Raw genomic sequence first — 17346 nt, 5'->3', positions numbered from 1 at the left:
GCGGTGCGAATGCAGGCGTCGTTATTTCGCATCCGACTTATATTCGTATTCGTAATAGCCATAATCCTGATACGCGCTGGCGCGGCGGAAGATGGAGTTCAGAATCACCCCTTTCACTGGAATACCGTTTTGCTCAAAGCGGCTCAGACTGGTTTCCACTTCTTTCAAGGTGTTGACCGCATAACGCGCCACCATCAACGTGGTTCCGACATGACGCCCGACAATTGCCGCATCGGTCACTGCCAGAATCGGCGGCGTATCAATCAACACCAGGTCGTAGTTTTTACTCGCCCAGTTCACCAGTTCGGCAAAGCGTTCGCTCATCAACAGTTCAGAAGGATTTGGCGGCACCTGACCGCGCGGGATCAGGTCAAATTTGGCAATAGAGGTCGGTTTTGCAGCGGTAGTAATATCGCCCTGACCAATCAGAATTTCAGACAGGCCATTAACGTTATTGGTGCCCAACAGCTCGTGGGTGTAGCCTTTGCGCATATCGCAGTCGATCAACAACACCCGTTTATTGGTCTGGCTGATCACCGCCGCCAGGTTGGCGCAGACAAAGGTTTTACCGATTGACGGGCTAACCCCGGTCATCATCAACACATTGTTCTGCGCCTGCATCATCGCGAAGTGCAAACTAGTACGCAGACTGCGGATGGCTTCAATCGCCAGATCGGTTGGATTCCCCACCGCCAGTAGCTGGCTCTGTTTATAGCGTTTAATCCCTTTGATGGTTTTGACGCTATCGCGCGCTTTTTGCCATTCCGACAGCGGGATGCTGGCATAGACGCTGATACCGTGCTCTTCCAGCACCTGCGGGCTTTCGATACCGCGATTAAACAACGAGCGCAGCAGTACACCCACGATAGAGAGCATCAGGCCAAGGATAATCGCGCCGAGGATAATCAGCCCTTTCTTCGGTTTCAGCACGCCAGGCTGGGTGATTGCCGGGTCAACAATGCGCACATCGCCGACGGTGCTGGCTTCGGTGATTTTCAGCTCCTGCTCTTTATTCAGCAGTTGCATATAGACCTGCTGACCAGACTCGACATCGCGGGTCAGACGGACAATTTCCTGCTGGGTTTTCGGCATCGCCGTTACGCGACCGTTAAGTTTGGCCTTTTCATCTTCCAGCGCCTGACGTTTCTCCAGCAGCGTACGATACGCCGGGTGAACTTTGGTGAACAGCTTAGAAATTTCCGCCTCTTTAAAGGTCAGTTCGTTCAGCTGCGCATCGATGTTCACCATCGAATCGAGCACCGCTTTTGCTTCCAGCGGCAAATCAACAGAATCTTTATCCTGACGGAAGGCATTCAGTTTGTTTTCGGCGACATCGAGACGGCTACGTACTTCCGGCAATTGTTGCGCGAGGAAGGCGAGACTTTTCGACGCTTCCGCCGATTTGCGCTCAATATTTTGTTCCTGATAGTTACGGGCGATGCTGTTAAGAATGTCGCGGATCTGTTCGCGATCTTCACCGGTATAAGTCAGGCTCAAAACGCCTGCGTCTTTGCCGTTCTCCGTTACCGTCAGGCTGTTTTGCAGTTGGTTGATCATCCCCAGCGTGGAGTATTTGGTGACGGTAAACTCACTGCCCGGGCTGGCGTGAATAGCTTCAACCATCAGCGTGACGCCTTCTTTTTTCAGCATCTGGCCCGCTTGCCCACGGGCGCTAAAGCCGCCGTCGCTGCTCAAGGTGTAGTTTTTGTTGTCCAGCACATTAAGCGAAAACACCTGATCCGCCATCTCTTTCGGGCGGTTAAAGGTGGTGACTTTCACCGTCTCGTTCTGACGACCCATCAGGCGATCCCAGCCCGCACCGAAAATCGGGAACGTGTTTTTGCTCACCGCAATATCGAGGTCGAGATCGTCCACCGTTTTACCAAGCACCAGACGCGAACGAATCAACTGGATCTCAGCGTCCGATGCTGGCGGTTTGTTGGCTAATGCCGATCCGATATCCTGCACCAGCGAATTGCCACCGCTTTGCTCGATTTGTACCAGTGCGTCGGCGCTATAAATCGGCGTAGCGAAGAAGGTGTAAACCACGGCACAGAGGGCGAATACGGCGGTGATGCCAATCACCCACCAGCGCGCTTCAATGACGGTGCCGACCAGGCGACCGATATCGATTTCATCACTGCCCGTTACCGGAGCGGCATGTTGTTTTACTTTTTCTGTCATTCTTATACCTGCTCTGCGTTCAATGCCTGCGCCCACTGGCGGGCAGACCGTTCAAGTAATGTGTACACCGCTGCAAACGTTTCCCGACTTTTGCGATACGGATCGGGAATTTCACATTCGTTATCCCAGTGACCAAACAGCATCACTTTGCCGCGCATCTCAGGTGCCATCTCACATAAGCGTTCGATATGGCGCTTTTCCATGGTCAAAATCAGGTCATAGTTGCGACACAGGCGGCGGCTGATTTGTCGTGCACAGTGGCCTTCCAGAGACAGTTGATGTTCTGCGGCGACGCTGATAGCGGTAGGATCAGCGCCCTTACCGACCAGCGCGCCGAGTCCAGCGGACTCCACTTTCAGCTCCGGGTGATAACGTTGCAGTAAGCGTTCCGCCGTCGGGGAACGGCAAATATTGCCGACACAGACAACTAAGATGTTGTTAAACATGACGATTACCAGTTATGAATGTCGCTGGCTGTATCCGTCATGTAACGGACACCGCTAATAGTTGGCAGCAACTGATTGATCAGACGGTTCCAGCGGGAAACCGGAGCAGTGGTGACATACACCACGTCATAAGGTTGCAGGCGGAATTCTGTCGCCATCACCAGCGACGTGGCATCGGACATATCCAGCTGGTAGATATTGGCAATCTTGCCGTTACGCCCCCCCTCGCCTTTCAGCGGACGAATGACAAAGATGCCGCTGGCGTTGGAGGTGGTCATGTCGATGCCTTCAGCATTGCCCAGGGCTTCAGTCAGGGTCATGCCGCTAAAGTCCATTTTCAGGGTGCTCTGTTTCTTCACTTCACCCATCACAAATACTTTCAGATCATCATTACGCGGCACGTAGAGAATATCGCCGGGGTAAAGCAATCGGTTCTGATTGAGGTCGCCGTTTTGCATCAGCGCCTGCAAAGAAATGCGTTCTTCACGACCATTGTGTGTTAGCACCACGTTGCGCCAGTCAGCGGTGTCGGTCAGGCCACCTGCGGCGTTGATGGCATCGAGAATGGTCAGTGGTACGTTGGTGATCGCCTGTTGACCGGATTTATTCACCTGACCGGAGATATACGCTTTTTGCGAGCGGAAGGCGGCGATATTAACGTCCACCTGCGGGTCAGCGATGTACGTCGCTAAGCGCCCGGTAATATCACTGCGGATTTCAGCGAGCGTTTTCCCCACTACGTGAACCTTGCCGATATACGGGTAGAACATGGTTCCGTCAGGCTGTACCCAGTTGCCGGTGTCGCTGGAGCTACGATACTGACCGGCTGGCGTGGTGAGTTCCGGGTGATCCCAGACGGTGACATTAAGAACATCGCCCGGCCCGACGCGATACTGGTAATTCGCGATCTCACTTTCCAGCGTCATATTGGGGCGCGCTACATTCGGGCGTGGGCGTAATTGATCAATCAGGCGCGGGGTCAACGGATAAACATTCACCATTTTGTCGAGATCGAAATCAGCGTCCTGCTGTTTGATGACGTCTTTCCCCATCGTCGACATATTGCTGCCCGGAAGTACTGTGCAACCGCTTATCAAGGTTACTGACACCAATAATGGCATCAATTTCATTTTGGATTTCATCATTGTTTATTTATCACTTTGGCAGAGTAATTATCCTGTGCACTATTAATAGCAATGTCGCATGCACATTTACCTTGCAGTTAATTGAATAAGAATTTAACTGGCATCAGTCCTAAAAAAATTGATTTCATCCGCTGGCTATTGACAGAATAATTCAGACTGGTCTTTCAGGCATCCAGACACGCTACCGCCCCTGGCTTTTTAGCTACCAATACACTGATTTAGTTTATATTTTCCAACTCTTTCATCATGCAGTCGTTTATGAAAAAGCGTTATTCGGTGAATTAATTTTCCAGATATAATGTGGCATTATGATATTTGAATATTGGCTCTCCAATAATGCAGGAGGAAGTGTTACAGCTAACGGAATAGCAGGCAAGGTAACAATTCGGCAATTGGCTATTTTTAAGAATTATATTAAGTCTCATTCGTGGTGTTTTTTAGGAGTTTCTTTAGGTTGACAACATTTAATATAGCGTCCCTATATGCGATATTTCTTAAATAATATTTAATCATTCCCGCTTTTAATTCAGGGATAATGCGATGTTATAGCCCTCAAATAATGTGAGATAAATAGTGCCGCAACATTGCATTTTTGCCCTGATTTATCCATGATCGAATTGTGACATTTGTCATACAACGAATAGGTTTTGTACTTACTATGGAATGGATTGCCGATCCGTCTATCTGGGCCGGGTTAATCACGCTGATTGTGATCGAACTGGTCCTCGGCATTGATAACCTGGTCTTTATTGCCATCCTCGCCGAAAAACTACCGCCGAAGCAGCGCGACCGCGCACGGGTTACCGGGCTGCTGCTGGCAATGTTAATGCGCCTGTTACTGCTGGCGTCAATCTCCTGGCTGGTCACCCTGACTCAACCGCTGTTCAGCTTCCGCTCGTTTACCTTTAGCGCTCGCGACTTAATCATGCTGTTTGGTGGTTTCTTCCTGTTGTTCAAAGCCACGATGGAGCTAAACGAACGGCTGGAAGGGAAAGACAGCAATAACCCCACACAACGCAAAGGCGCGAAGTTCTGGGGCGTGGTGACGCAAATTGTGGTGCTGGACGCTATCTTCTCACTCGACTCGGTGATTACCGCCGTCGGGATGGTTGATCATTTACTGGTCATGATGGCCGCCGTCGTTATCGCTATCAGCCTGATGTTGATGGCCAGCAAACCGTTAACCCAGTTCGTTAATAGCCATCCGACCATCGTCATACTCTGTTTAAGTTTCCTGTTGATGATTGGCTTTAGCCTGGTGGCGGAAGGTTTCGGATTCGCCATTCCGAAGGGCTATCTGTACGCTGCCATTGGTTTCTCGGTGATGATCGAGGCACTCAATCAGTTGGCTATCTTTAACCGGCGACGTTTTCTCTCCGCTAACCAGACGCTGCGCCAGCGGACTACCGAAGCGGTAATGCGTCTACTTAGCGGGCAAAAAGAAGATGCGGAACTGGATGCCGAAACTGCATCAATGCTGGTGGATCATGGCGACCAGCAAATCTTTAATCCGCAGGAACGGCGGATGATTGAGCGGGTACTTAATCTTAACCAGCGTACTGTCAGCAGTATTATGACGTCACGCCACGACATTGAGCATATTGACCTCAACGCGCCGGAAGACGAGATCCGCCAGTTGCTGGAGCGAAATCAGCACACGCGACTGGTGATTACCGACGGTGACGATGCGGAAGATTTGCTCGGTGTTGTTCACGTTATCGACCTGCTACAACAGTCACTGCGCGGCGAACCGCTCAACCTGCGGGTACTGGTACGCCAGCCGCTAGTGTTCCCGGAAACCTTGCCGTTGTTACCTGCCCTGGAGCAGTTCCGTAATGCCCGCACACACTTTGCTTTTGTGGTGGATGAGTTTGGTTCAGTGGAAGGGATTGTGACATTAAGTGACGTCACTGAAACCATTGCCGGTAACTTACCGAACGAAGTGGAAGAGATTGACGCCCGCCATGATATTCAGAAAAACGCCGACGGTTCCTGGACGGCGAATGGTCATATGCCGCTGGAAGATCTGGTGCAATATGTGCCGCTGCCGCTGGATGAAAAACGTGAATATCACACTATCGCCGGGCTGCTGATGGAACATTTACAGCGCATTCCAAAACCAGGTGAAGAAGTTCAGGTAGGGGATTATTTGCTTAAAACGTTGCAGGTGGAAAGCCATCGCGTGCAGAAGGTGCAGATTATTCCGCTGCATAAGGATGGCGAGATGGAGTATGAGGTGTGATAAAACATCAAATGCGCAGGTTCAAACTGCGCATTTGATTTATACAAAATTTAGTATAATCTAAGGATGGAGTAATGAGAAAAAAGCTGGCTTTTCTTGATACCAGTCTTGACGATTTACGCGCATTTCCAGAATCGTCTCGACAGGAAATTGGCTATCAACTCGACAGGATCCAACAAGGGTTAAACCCATACGACTGGAAACCTTTTTCAACTATCGGCCCTGGTGTGCGAGAGATTCGTACTCGCGATGCTGATGGGATCTATCGCGTCATGTATGTCGCAAAATTTGAAGAAGCGGTTTACGTATTGCATTGTTTTCAAAAGAAAACACAGACTACCAGTCAATCGGATATTGATTTAGCCAAACGACGCTATAAAGAACTTGCTCAGGAGCGAAAAAATGAAAATTGAAACCTTTGATAGTGTGTGGGATGCGGTGAGTGACACCCCTGAACAAGCGGAAAATATGCGGATCCGTGCCGAGCTTGTAACGATCATTAATAACTGGATTGAACAACAAGGGTTTAGCCAGGCTCAGGCAGCGTCTGCTTTAGGGGTCACTCAACCTCGCATATCTGAACTTGCCAGAGGTAAAATCCAGATCTTTAGTATCGATAAATTGATCACCATGATGGCTCATGCAGGATTGCATATTCAACGTATTGAAGTTCAATATCCACATGCTGCTTAGTGCTATAAATACAGATGGCGACAACTTAACGCCGCCATCTGCATAACTTGTCTTACATCTTCTCCAGCAACTTCTTCACATCTTTGCCATTGCGAGAATCTTTATTCCGCTCGGCCCAGTCGTTAAGACGGCGTTTAGCTTCGTCCTGTAAGTGTTTACGCAGTAACTGATCCACTTGCAGGCTGTAATTGAGTTGCTGCCAGTTGCCATAAACCCGCAGAGGAACCGGCGTTTCTTTGAGGAAATCAATCAGTTTGCTTTCCCCGTTCCAACCGCCAATCACACGAATGTCAAACTGGGTGTCGCAGGTTTGCTCTGCCAGATTCAACGTGCCAGCCCCTGAAAGCGCCAGCACTGGCGATTGACCTTGCATGTCGTTTAACGCCACGACACCATCCTTCAACGTCAGATCGGTGGTAAAGCTATCAAGCCGCGTCACGTTATCGAAGTTTTCAGCGGCCTTCACATCACCGCCATTACGTTCTACCGCTTGTTGGATCATCTGCTGGAAGTTCATGCCTTCCATGCGCGTATCGGCCATTTCGACATGCGCCGTCCCCTGCCAGGTGTGGCGGAATGCGTTGGCATCAATGTCAGCACCAGAGAAATCCCCCGCCAGCGACATTTTCCCCGTTAGTGAGATGGGGTAGTTGAAGGCATTCAGGATGGTGCCAATCTCGACATTTTCCAGCCGGGGATGGAAGACTATACGCGGATGTGAGGCTGTTGCATCCAGCGTACCCGGTAACGACACGACACCGTCGTTAAGTTTGCCCTGCAACTGGATAATCTCCAGCAGCCCCGCCTTGTTGGTCATTTGCGCAGTGACATCGGCAAAATCCATTCCACGCCAGCGCACGTTATTGGCCTGCAACAGAATATCTGCCGCAAAGCCTTTCAGCCCCTGATACGCAGGTTCATCAATGCGTGAGGAAATTACCGGACGTGGCAGCGTCGGTTGGCTTTGCCCCTGTTGAGCAACACCATTTTGCTTAGTCATCACCTCATTCATCGGCAGCAAATTATCCAGATTCAACTGGGCAAATTGCAGTCTGAGCAGCCATTCTGGCTTCTCAAGCAGCGCTACCTGCGCCTGACCGGTCAGATTACTGTCGTTAGCGGTTAAATTGATTTGTTCAAAGGAGAGACGTTTTTGCGCTTCCTGCCACTGAGTCCTGAACTGACCATGGCCCTGAATCCCCTGCTTCGGGAGATCAGCGCCCTGCAGTTGCCAGTCAATCTGTTGAATATCTGCCGTTAAATCATGCGGGTAATCAGAAGCATCAACAGTCCCCTTGAGCGCTAACGTGAGATCGCGTTGGTCGCGATTTACCCGACCAGAGAATTCAAACGAACCGCGATGTTGTGGGTCCTGCTCCATTTGCAGGCGGATATCACGTACCGTAACCTGTTCGTCATTTTCATGCTGGAACACCAACACGCTGTCACTGACTCGCAGACTGGCGATATCGAACGACCAGCCACGATCTTCCGCATCATCAGGTAATGTAGTGTCTTTCGGGGCTATTGGGGCGTCTTCACTGCGCACTGCTTCTGTTTCCGGCGTCAGTTGAATGACTGCCCCTTTGAGCATGACTTGCTTAACGCTGAGTTGATGACTCAATAAAGGCCACAAGGCCACATCAAGGCGCATATTATCGGCACGTACCAGCGGTTGGCTGGCCCCGTTGGCCGTTAATATCATGCGACCAGAGAGGATACTAAGCTGCGGCCAGACGTGCCAACGCAGTGGCCCGTCAAGCTGCAATTGATAACCGCTACGTGCAGCAACCTGCTTGACCATATAGTCACGGAAATCATTCGGATTCACCAGCAACACTAACGCAGATAACCCAGCCACCAGCACGACCAGGAGTATCATCAGCGTCGTCAGAAATCGTCTCATGGTATCCTCAATGGGCCTGAATTAGTCTTTATCGATACGGCTAGCGACTGCGCCCTGCTGGTTGCGATATTTCGCATCTTCACGGCGGTTATACGGACGCGCTGCCGGACCTGAAAGCGGCTCAAAGCTCAGCGCGCCAATCAGCATACCTGGACGCAGGGCCAGCGGCAGCTTACCGGAGTTGTAGAACTCCAGCACAATACAGCCAGACCAGCCCGGATCGATACGGTGTGCAGTGACATGCACCATAAGTCCCAGACGCGCCAGTGAGGAACGCCCGTCCAGCCAGCCCACCAGATCGGCAGGCAGCGTCACTGACTCCAGCGTTACCGCCAGTGCCAACTCCCCCGGATGAAGATAGAAAGCTTCGCTTTCATCAAGCACAATTTCATCGCTCATCACACGGTCAAGCGCGGCACTCACTTCGTCTTTGGGACCGCTCAAGTCGATAAACGCTGCCGTGTGGCCACGGAAGGTACGAAATTTATTGCCCAGGCGTACATCCACCGTCGCGCCATTAATACGCTCCACGGGTGGACGTGGGTTGATCGACAAACGGCCTTCATCAAGCCAGGCTTCAATATCTCGGTCACACAGACGCATGGCATTTTCTCCTTTCGCGCATCACTCCCTTAACGCCAGTTACGTCAAGGGCATACCAGGTTATCACTGAACGGTACACAATTTACCAAGCTTATTCAAAGAACTGACTTATTTTCGCTTTCAATATATCGATCGCGATGCGGTTTTTACCGCCGCGCGGCACAATGATATCTGCATACTGTTTAGACGGTTCAATGAATTGCAGGAACATCGGGCGCACGGTTTTTTGATATTGCGCCATTACAGAATCCATCGAACGACCACGCTCATTAACATCGCGCTTAATGCGACGCATCAGGCAGATATCCAGTGGGGTATCCACAAAAATCGAGAAGTTCAGCTCGTCGCGCAGACGCGCATCCGTCAGCAGCAAAATGCCTTCGAGAATAATGACTTTCTTCGGTTCAACCTTCACCGTTTCTTTCATACGCGTATGTTCAACGTAGCTGTAAACCGGCAGGTCGATAGCCGAGCCACGTTTCAGCGCCTGCAAATGTTGCAGCAGCAGGCTGTGATCCATCGCGCTGGGATGGTCATAATTAGTTTTAACCCGTTCTTCCATCGACAGATGGCTTTGATCTTTGTAGTAACAATCTTCCGGAATAACGCCGATGTGTTCATCACCCACTTGTTCACGTAATTCACGATAAAGGGTACTGGCAATGAGACTCTTGCCGGAAGCCGATGCGCCAGCGATACCGATAATGACGCACTGATGAGACTGATCAGTCATAAATTTAGCGACCTGAATAACCTGGATGTTAGGAAGGGGGCGCCGAAGCGCCAAACGCGGCAATTATAGGGATTTCATCCGCGTGATACCAGTCGAATAGCGTTGCCTTGCTCTCAGAGTTAATTGTTGACGATCAATTCCCTGATGCAAATTTAATTGCTCAGTTATGACGCAAGGTGAAAAATGTTATGCATAGTTGCGCAAATTATCCGCCATTACGTCACTTTATGAGCAATTTGCATATAAACTGTAAAACTTTTGTACTAGCATAAACACAGATACTAATACTGACGGCCTGGCCATGCGGATAGAGCGGTAATGAGTAAACCATCACAGCGTGTTTTAATTACCTTGCCTCATCCTCTGCTTCACCTCGTCAGTTTAGGTTTAGTCTCGTTTATCTTTACCCTTTTCTCGCTTGAGCTTTCGCAATTTGGCACTCAGCTTGCGCCGCTATGGTTCCCCACTTCCATTATGATGGTGGCGTTTTACCGCCATGCCGGACGCATGTGGCCTGGTATCGCGTTAGCCTGCTCACTGGGAAACATAGCCGCATCCGTACTGCTCTTTTCCACCAGTTCGCTCAATATGACCTGGACGGCTATCAACATTATTGAAGCCGTCGTGGGCGCAATGCTGCTGCGAAAATTATTACCGTGGTATAACCCGCTACAAAATCTGGCTGACTGGCTTCGTCTTGCATTTGGCAGCGCCATCGTTCCACCTCTGTTGGGGGGCGTTCTGGTTGTCCTGCTGACACCCGGAGACGATCCTCTCAGGGCATTTTTGATATGGGTACTTTCAGAATCCATCGGCGCCCTGGCGCTGGTACCGCTGGGCCTATTGTTTAAACCGCATTATCTATTACGCCATCGTAACCCACGACTGTTGTTAGAAACGCTGCTGACGTTAGCGATCACATTGACATTAAGCTGGCTTTCGATGCTGTACCTGCCGTGGCCTTTTACTTTCATTATTGTGCTGCTGATGTGGAGCGCCGTGCGCCTGCCACGAATGGAAGCCTTTTTGATCTTCCTCACGACAGTGATGATGGTGTCGTTAATGATGGCTGCCGATCCCACCCTGCTTGCCACGCCGCGAGCGTACCTGATGAGCCATATGCCGTGGCTGCCATTTTTGCTGATTCTGCTTCCCGCCAACATCATGACCATGGTGATGTACGCCTTCCGCGCGGAACGTAAGCATATTTCCGAAAGCGAAACCCGCTTTCGGAACGCCATGGAATATTCTGCTATCGGCATGGCGTTAGTGGGTACTGAGGGACAATGGCTGCAAAGCAACAAAGCCCTGTGCCAGTTTCTCGGCTACAGCCAGGAAGAACTGCGTGCTCTCAGCTTTCAGCAGCTGACCTGGCCGGAAGACCTCAATAAAGATCTGCAACACGTTGAGAAGTTGATTAGCGGTGAAATCAATACCTACTCGATGGAGAAACGCTACTACAACCGCCACGGCGACGTAGTTTGGGCGCTGCTTGCCGTCTCACTGGTACGCCACACCGATGGCACGCCACTCTACTTCATTGCGCAGATAGAAGACATTAACGAGCTAAAACGCACCGAGCAGGTGAATAAGCAACTGATGGAACGCATCACGTTGGCTAACGAAGCGGGCGGGATTGGTATCTGGGAATGGGAGTTGAAGCCGGATATTTTCAGTTGGGATAAGCGGATGTTTGAACTTTACGAAATTTCCCCGCAAATCAAACCAAACTGGCAGGTTTGGTATGACTGCGTGCTGCCGGAAGATCGAGAACACACCGAGAAAGTCATCCGCGATTCGCTGCAGGCTCGCTTGCCTTTTAAACTGGAATTTCGCATTACGGTAAAAGACGGTATTCGTCATATCCGCGCACTCGCCAATCGGGTTCTGAATAAGGAAGGTGAAGTCGAACGCCTGCTTGGCATCAACATGGATATGACCGAAGTAAAACAGCTCAACGAGGCGCTGTTCCAGGAAAAAGAACGTCTGCATATCACCCTGGACTCTATCGGTGAAGCTGTGGTCTGTATTGATATGGCGATGAAAATCACCTTTATGAATCCAGTCGCGGAGAAAATGAGCGGCTGGAAGCAAGAAGAGGCGTTGGGCGTTCCGCTGCTGACGGTATTGCATCTTACAACTGGTGACACGGGGCCGTTAATTGAGAACATTTACAGTGCCGACACCTCTCGTTCTGCTATTGAACAGGACGTAGTTCTCCACTGCCGTAGCGGTGGCAGCTATGACGTTCATTACAGTATTACGCCGTTAAGCACCCTGGATGGTAGCAGCATTGGTTCGGTACTGGTGATTCAGGACGTCACCGAATCTCGCAAAATGCTACGTCAGCTTAGCTATAGCGCCTCTCACGATGCCCTGACGCATCTGGCGAACCGTGCAAGTTTTGAGAAACAACTGCGAATACTGCTGCAAACCGTTCACAGTATGCATCAGCAACATGCTCTGGTATTTATCGATCTTGATCGCTTTAAAGCGGTAAATGACAGCGCCGGGCATGCGGCCGGCGATGCTTTGCTGCGCGAACTGTCTTCGTTGATGCTGAGTATGCTGCGCTCCAGCGATCTACTGGCACGACTCGGTGGTGATGAATTTGGTCTGTTACTGCCAGACTGTAATGTCGAAAGTGCCCGTTTTATCGCGACGCGCATTATCAATGCGATTAATGATTATCACTTTATGTGGGAAGGTCGGTTACATCGGGTAGGAGCAAGCGCCGGGATGACGTTAATAAACGACAGTAATCACCAGGCAGCAGAAGTTATGTCCCAGGCCGATATCGCCTGTTATGCTTCGAAAAATGGTGGTCGTGGTCAGGTCACAGTTTATGAACCACAGCAGGCAACTGCACATAATGAACGGACAGTGATGTCGCTCGATGAACAGTGGCGGATGACTAAAGAGAATCCGCTTATGATGATTGCCCACGGCATCGCTTCGCCACGAATCACGGAAACGCGGAATTTGTGGTTGATTTCGCTTAAGCTCTGGAGCAGCAAAGGCGAGTTGATTGATGAACAGGCATTCCGCCGTAGCTTCAGCGATCCGGCACTCAGCCACGCGCTTGACCGCCGGGTATTACGTGAATTTTTCCAACAAACAGCAAAAGCGGTTGCCAATAAAGGTTTAAGCATCGCCCTCCCCCTTTCCGTTGCGGGGCTAGGCAGCGTCACTCTGGTAGACGAATTGCTTGAGCAACTGGAACAAAGTTCATTACCACCACGGTTGTTCCATTTGGTAATTCCGGCAGAAGCAATTTTCGACCACGGGCTGGCTGTGCAAAAACTGCGGCTGGCCGGCTGCCGGATCGTACTCAGCCAGGTAGGGCGCGACCTACAAATATTCAATATGCTCAAAGCAAATATGACGGATTATCTACTGCTTGACGCCGAGTTATGCGCCAGCGTACAGGGCAATTTAATGGATGAGATGCTGATTTCGATTATTCAGGGGCATGCCCAGCGGTTGGGTGTGAAAACCATCGCTGGGCCAGTAGCGTTGCCATTGGTATTGGATACGCTTTCTGACATTGGTGTTGATCTGATTTATGGCGATGTCATTGCCGAGAGCCAGCCTCTGGATTTGCTGGTTAATAGCAGTTATTTCGCGATTAATTGAGGGAGCGTTTCCCCATCGCCTGATGCAACGCTAACGCGTTTTATCAGGCCTACAATTCGTCCGTTCCGTAGGCCGCGCCGCATCCGGCGACCAGCGTCATACTTCTTCTGGTTGCCAGCCTTCCGTATACCAGATATGCAACAGCGCATAAGAACGCCAGGGCTTCCAGCGTTCGGCATAACGGCGGATTTGTGCCGGTGTCATTCCTGGAAATCGCTGTTTAATCAAATAATCATCCGGCAGAAAAACATCTTTCGCTTGCCAGCCACGCAATGCGAAATAATTCGCCGTCCAGCGCCCAACGCCAGGATATGTTTGCAGCGTTTTCATCGCTTGTTCTACGTCGTCCGGAATTGTCATCGGTAAGGTGCCATCCAGTGCTGCATTGGCTAAATGAATCAGTGCCTCTGCCCGTTTCAACGGCATACCCAACGCTTTTAATGCCTGCGGGTCGGCGGCTGCCAGCCGCTGAGGCGTGGGGAAGCAGACATAATCCGGAAAATCATCCAGCCGTTCGCCATAAAGCTGTGCCACTTTGGCGGTCAATTTTGCCGCCATCGCCACGCTCACCAGTTGGCCTAAAATCGCCCGCACGCCCTGCTCAAAAGCATCAACACAGCCGGGTAAACGCAATCCGGGCCGGGCCGCGCCTAACTCGCCCAACGCCTCGTTCACAATCTGCGGGTTACATTGCAGATCAAACAGGCGGCTCATTTTCGCCAGGCACTCAGCGGCAACGGGTTCTAAACCTGCACTTAAATTTATGTGCAGAGTATGGCGGGCTATATCCGGAATAGCAGTCACCACGCCGCGATATTCGCCCACCGCCAGACTACGGGCATAATAATCGTCAGCGATCGTTTCCACACCGCTCACCGCACGGGCGGCGAGAAATCCCAACATCCACGACCAGTCATACGGCGGCTGCCAGTTCAGGGTATACATCGCATCTCCTTATTCATCCGCTTTCAGCATAAACGTTATTCAGACGCTGCGCTTTGCTTTCATATTCCGGTTGTCGCGACGGCAACATTTCGCTAAAGTCACGCCCCTTCTTCACCGGCATGGGGATTATTTCGTGTTTATTGGTTTTGATTACGGTACAGCAAACTGTTCAGTGGCGGTCATGCGCGACGGTAAACCGCAATTACTGAAAATGGAAAACGACAGCACGTTGCTGCCTTCAATGCTTTGCGCGCCAACGCGTGAGGCGGTAAGCGAATGGCTGTACCGCCATCATGATGTTCCGGCAGACGACGATGAAACGCAGGCGCTGTTACGTCGGGCGATTCGTTATAACCGCGAAGAAGATATCGATGTTACGGCGAAAAGCGTGCAGTTCGGTCTTTCCTCTCTGGCACAGTACATTGATGATCCGGAAGAAGTGTGGTTTGTAAAATCACCAAAATCGTTCCTCGGTGCCAGCGGCTTAAAACCGCAGCAGGTAGCGCTGTTTGAGGATCTGGTCTGCGCAATGATGTTGCACATTCGCCAGCAGGCGCAGGCGCAGCTGCCAGAAGCGATTACTCAGGCGGTGATTGGTCGCCCGATCAACTTCCAGGGTCTGGGCGGCGATGAAGCAAACACCCAGGCGCAAGGGATTCTGGAACGCGCAGCGAAGCGTGCCGGGTTTAAGGATGTGGTATTCCAGTACGAGCCGGTCGCGGCTGGGCTGGATTACGAAGCCACCTTACAGGAAGAAAAACGGGTGCTGGTGGTGGATATCGGCGGTGGTACGACTGACTGTTCATTGCTGCTGATGGGGCCGCAGTGGCGTTCACGTCTCGATCGTGAAGCCAGCCTGCTGGGTCACAGTGGTTGTCGTATTGGCGGTAACGATCTGGATATCGCACTGGCGTTTAAAAACCTGATGCCGTTACTGGGCATGGGTGGCGAAACCGAAAAAGGCATCGCCCTGCCGATTCTGCCGTGGTGGAATGCGGTTGCCATCAACGACGTACCTGCGCAAAGTGATTTCTACAGTAGTGCCAACGGTCGCCTGCTTAACGATCTGGTACGCGATGCCCGCGAACCGGAAAAAGTGGCCCTGTTACAGAAAGTCTGGCGTCAGCGTTTAAGCTATCGCCTGGTGCGCAGCGCGGAAGAGAGCAAAATTGCGCTTTCCAGCGCAGCGGAAACCCTCGCATCGCTGCCGTTTATCAGCGACGAACTGGCTACGCTGATTAGCCAGCAGGGTCTGGAAAGCGCCCTCAGCCAACCACTGGCGCGGATTCTGGAACAGGTGCAACTGGCGCTGGATAACGCCCAGGAAAAACCGGATGTCATCTATCTGACCGGCGGTAGCGCCCGTTCCCCGCTGATTAAAAAAGCGCTGGCAGAACAGTTGCCGGGCATTCCGATTGCCGGCGGCGATGACTTTGGCTCCGTCACCGCCGGGCTGGCACGCTGGGCGGAAGTGGTGTTTCGTTAATTGAAAAATGGCTCAGCAACGGCTTAAATCAGCCTGCGCCTGAGCCAGTTTTTCTGCCGCCTGACGTAACGGTTCCATCAACGGCATGGTCCGTGCAGAGGCATGGAGATGGAATCGCTGCAACTCTGTCGCGCCGACACTCAATCCACGGACGATAATACGAAATGCCATTTGCGCGGTACTCACGTTTCCGCTCTTCAACCATATCCAGGGCTTTGGTAATGGCGGCGCCCATTGGCGTATCGCCCTGAGCAAACAGGATAGGTGGGAAAAAATTAGCGGCGCTGGTAAAGGGTTGTTCCACATGCACCGGGCCGAACGTCACAATGCCGAGTTCCACTCTTTTTAAGGCCAGCGAATCGGCAAGCAGCTCATCGCGAAAGGTAACCAATCCGGCGTTAAGTTCATTAATGGGTCTGCCGCTCATCGAGCCAGAAACATCCAGCAGCAAAATGCAGGGGCAACGTGGTTCCGGGTTACTGGCAAAATCGCTGGTAGCAAACGTGATTTGTTCGCTCATAAGAGGTCCTTTCTTAGAGAGTTATTGAGGTCCGGTATCATACCGACTGCAATAATGAAATAAGAGCAAACGAAGACATTTTCAGAATTAGGCCCGGCGGCGTAGATAATTTTGCTATTCGCCTCGCAAGAACGGAGAGCCGTCGATTGACACTAAGGGCGGAGTGACATAATTTCAGGAGTGAGGGTTAGGGAGAGGTTTCCCCCTCCCCCTGGTGTTCTTAGTAAGCCTGGAAGCTAATCACTAAGAGTATCACCAGTATGATGACGTGCTTCATCATAACCCCTTCCTTTTTTAACCCCTCTTCTCCGGGAGAGGGTATCCCGTTTCAGCGTCCCGCTGAAATCGTCGGCTTACATCCTTTCGCCATGCACGTAGTCTATCGCTAACGCGCGAACAAAATAGTTTCACCCGTGATTATTGCGTAACGTCTCGCAAAGAATATTTGCTGGCAGGATCGCAGACGGCAAAGTCTGCGGATTGACAATCTGACAGTGAAGGCATACTTTCAGGAGTGAGGGTAGAGCGGGGTTTCCCCCGCCCTGGTAGTCTTAGTAAGCCGGTAAGCTAATCACTAAGAGCACCACGATGATGAGTATCTTCATCATGACCCTTTCCTTATTTAAGGCCCTTCCTCGGGAGGGGCTTTCCCGTTTCAGCATCCCGCTGAAATCTTCGGGTTACCTCCTTATTGCCATGTACGCAGTCTATCGCTAACCTGCGTATAAAATAGTTTCCTGTGTCATTACTGGATGCATGCTCGCAAAGCGCACCGTCATTCAGACGATTCCCGAAACTGTTTCATAA

The 17346-nt window shown here is 51.2% G+C and carries 14 protein-coding genes and 2 pseudogenes; 5 read left to right on the top strand and 11 right to left on the bottom strand.

Going from position 1 to position 17346, the window contains the following annotated elements; genetic code table 11:
• Positions 1-21 precede the first annotated feature (21 nt).
• The 3 genes from wzc to wza are packed head-to-tail and all read right to left on the bottom strand — an operon-like array spanning position 22 to position 3775.
• Entirely contained in the window at positions 22-2184 is a 2163-nt protein-coding gene (gene wzc / locus FEK42_RS02025) for a tyrosine-protein kinase Wzc (protein WP_135491608.1), read from the bottom strand.
• Positions 2185-2186: 2 nt separating this feature from the next.
• On the bottom strand, positions 2187-2630 hold the full coding sequence (gene wzb, locus FEK42_RS02020) for a low molecular weight protein-tyrosine-phosphatase Wzb (protein ID WP_000482901.1): 444 nt from the start codon (positions 2628-2630) through the stop codon (positions 2187-2189).
• A 5-nt stretch (positions 2631-2635) separates the two neighbouring features.
• Positions 2636-3775 (bottom strand): polysaccharide export protein Wza, encoded by a 1140-nt coding sequence (gene wza / locus FEK42_RS02015; protein ID WP_000978094.1) that lies wholly within the window; start codon positions 3773-3775, stop codon positions 2636-2638.
• A 658-nt stretch (positions 3776-4433) separates the two neighbouring features.
• On the opposite strand from wza, the gene FEK42_RS02010 reads away from it, so the two are divergent.
• From FEK42_RS02010 to FEK42_RS02000, 3 genes are all read left to right on the top strand, one after another.
• A complete protein-coding gene (locus FEK42_RS02010; protein ID WP_135492824.1) occupies positions 4434-6017 on the top strand; it encodes a TerC family protein in 1584 nt (527 codons plus the stop codon).
• A gap of 74 nt (positions 6018-6091) precedes the next feature.
• Entirely contained in the window at positions 6092-6430 is a 339-nt protein-coding gene (locus tag FEK42_RS02005) for a type II toxin-antitoxin system RelE/ParE family toxin (RefSeq protein WP_131161415.1), read from the top strand.
• Positions 6420-6710, top strand: coding sequence for a helix-turn-helix domain-containing protein (locus tag FEK42_RS02000; RefSeq protein WP_000687872.1), 291 nt, complete (start codon positions 6420-6422; stop codon positions 6708-6710). The genes FEK42_RS02005 and FEK42_RS02000 overlap by 11 nt, the downstream gene beginning before the upstream one ends.
• A gap of 52 nt (positions 6711-6762) precedes the next feature.
• On the opposite strand, the gene asmA is transcribed toward FEK42_RS02000, so the two are convergent.
• From asmA to udk, 3 genes are all read right to left on the bottom strand, one after another.
• Positions 6763-8616 carry an outer membrane assembly protein AsmA gene (gene asmA / locus FEK42_RS01995; protein WP_138211720.1) on the bottom strand — a complete coding sequence of 618 codons (1854 nt, stop codon included), beginning with the start codon at positions 8614-8616 and terminating at the stop codon, positions 6763-6765.
• A 21-nt stretch (positions 8617-8637) separates the two neighbouring features.
• Positions 8638-9219 carry a dCTP deaminase gene (gene dcd, locus FEK42_RS01990; RefSeq protein ID WP_001234777.1) on the bottom strand — a complete coding sequence of 194 codons (582 nt, stop codon included), beginning with the start codon at positions 9217-9219 and terminating at the stop codon, positions 8638-8640.
• A gap of 91 nt (positions 9220-9310) precedes the next feature.
• Positions 9311-9952, bottom strand: coding sequence for a uridine kinase (gene udk / locus FEK42_RS01985; RefSeq protein WP_064529458.1), 642 nt, complete (start codon positions 9950-9952; stop codon positions 9311-9313).
• Positions 9953-10270: 318 nt separating this feature from the next.
• On the opposite strand from udk, the gene FEK42_RS01980 reads away from it, so the two are divergent.
• A complete protein-coding gene (locus FEK42_RS01980; protein ID WP_135492772.1) occupies positions 10271-13588 on the top strand; it encodes a diguanylate cyclase in 3318 nt (1105 codons plus the stop codon).
• Positions 13589-13684: 96 nt separating this feature from the next.
• Here the strand turns inward: FEK42_RS01980 and alkA are convergent, their stop codons facing one another.
• Positions 13685-14533 (bottom strand): DNA-3-methyladenine glycosylase 2, encoded by an 849-nt coding sequence (gene alkA / locus FEK42_RS01975; protein ID WP_135407207.1) that lies wholly within the window; start codon positions 14531-14533, stop codon positions 13685-13687.
• Between the two features lie 133 nt (positions 14534-14666).
• Between alkA and yegD the strand changes: the two genes are divergently transcribed.
• Positions 14667-16019, top strand: coding sequence for a molecular chaperone (yegD, locus tag FEK42_RS01970; RefSeq protein WP_130221833.1), 1353 nt, complete (start codon positions 14667-14669; stop codon positions 16017-16019).
• A 12-nt stretch (positions 16020-16031) separates the two neighbouring features.
• Here yegD and FEK42_RS22905 read toward each other — a convergent pair.
• From FEK42_RS22905 to FEK42_RS01950, 4 genes and pseudogenes are all read right to left on the bottom strand, one after another.
• A pseudogene (locus FEK42_RS22905) lies at positions 16032-16163 on the bottom strand (hypothetical protein); the annotation flags it as partial.
• A pseudogene (locus FEK42_RS01960) lies at positions 16162-16539 on the bottom strand (hypothetical protein); the annotation flags it as partial. The pseudogenes FEK42_RS01960 and FEK42_RS22905, both read right to left, overlap by 2 nt.
• Positions 16540-16759: 220 nt before the next feature.
• A complete protein-coding gene (gene ibsA / locus FEK42_RS01955; protein WP_010723109.1) occupies positions 16760-16819 on the bottom strand; it encodes a type I toxin-antitoxin system toxin IbsA in 60 nt (19 codons plus the stop codon).
• Positions 16820-17090: 271 nt separating this feature from the next.
• Positions 17091-17147 (bottom strand): type I toxin-antitoxin system Ibs family toxin, encoded by a 57-nt coding sequence (locus tag FEK42_RS01950; protein WP_100733667.1) that lies wholly within the window; start codon positions 17145-17147, stop codon positions 17091-17093.
• Positions 17148-17346: the final 199 nt, after the last annotated feature.

The sequence above is a fragment of the Escherichia sp. E2748 genome (genome assembly GCF_005781125.1).
In the GTDB taxonomy this organism is placed as follows: Bacteria; Pseudomonadota; Gammaproteobacteria; order Enterobacterales; family Enterobacteriaceae; genus Escherichia.
Note: the sequence above shows the minus strand (reverse complement) of the source record. Positions and strands in the feature narration are given on the sequence as shown.

Excerpts from the sequence above, each read along its gene's own strand:
- wzc (WP_135491608.1), bottom strand. The coding sequence starts at position 2,184 with ATGACAGAAAAAGTAAAACAACATGCCGCTCCGGTAACGGGCAGTGAT.
- wzb (WP_000482901.1), bottom strand. The coding sequence starts at position 2,630 with ATGTTTAACAACATCTTAGTTGTCTGTGTCGGCAATATTTGCCGTTCC.
- wza (WP_000978094.1), bottom strand. The coding sequence starts at position 3,775 with ATGATGAAATCCAAAATGAAATTGATGCCATTATTGGTGTCAGTAACC.
- FEK42_RS02010 (WP_135492824.1), top strand. The coding sequence starts at position 4,434 with ATGGAATGGATTGCCGATCCGTCTATCTGGGCCGGGTTAATCACGCTG.
- FEK42_RS02005 (WP_131161415.1), top strand. The coding sequence starts at position 6,092 with ATGAGAAAAAAGCTGGCTTTTCTTGATACCAGTCTTGACGATTTACGC.
- FEK42_RS02000 (WP_000687872.1), top strand. The coding sequence starts at position 6,420 with ATGAAAATTGAAACCTTTGATAGTGTGTGGGATGCGGTGAGTGACACC.
- asmA (WP_138211720.1), bottom strand. The coding sequence starts at position 8,616 with ATGAGACGATTTCTGACGACGCTGATGATACTCCTGGTCGTGCTGGTG.
- dcd (WP_001234777.1), bottom strand. The coding sequence starts at position 9,219 with ATGCGTCTGTGTGACCGAGATATTGAAGCCTGGCTTGATGAAGGCCGT.
- udk (WP_064529458.1), bottom strand. The coding sequence starts at position 9,952 with ATGACTGATCAGTCTCATCAGTGCGTCATTATCGGTATCGCTGGCGCA.
- FEK42_RS01980 (WP_135492772.1), top strand. The coding sequence starts at position 10,271 with ATGAGTAAACCATCACAGCGTGTTTTAATTACCTTGCCTCATCCTCTG.
- alkA (WP_135407207.1), bottom strand. The coding sequence starts at position 14,533 with ATGTATACCCTGAACTGGCAGCCGCCGTATGACTGGTCGTGGATGTTG.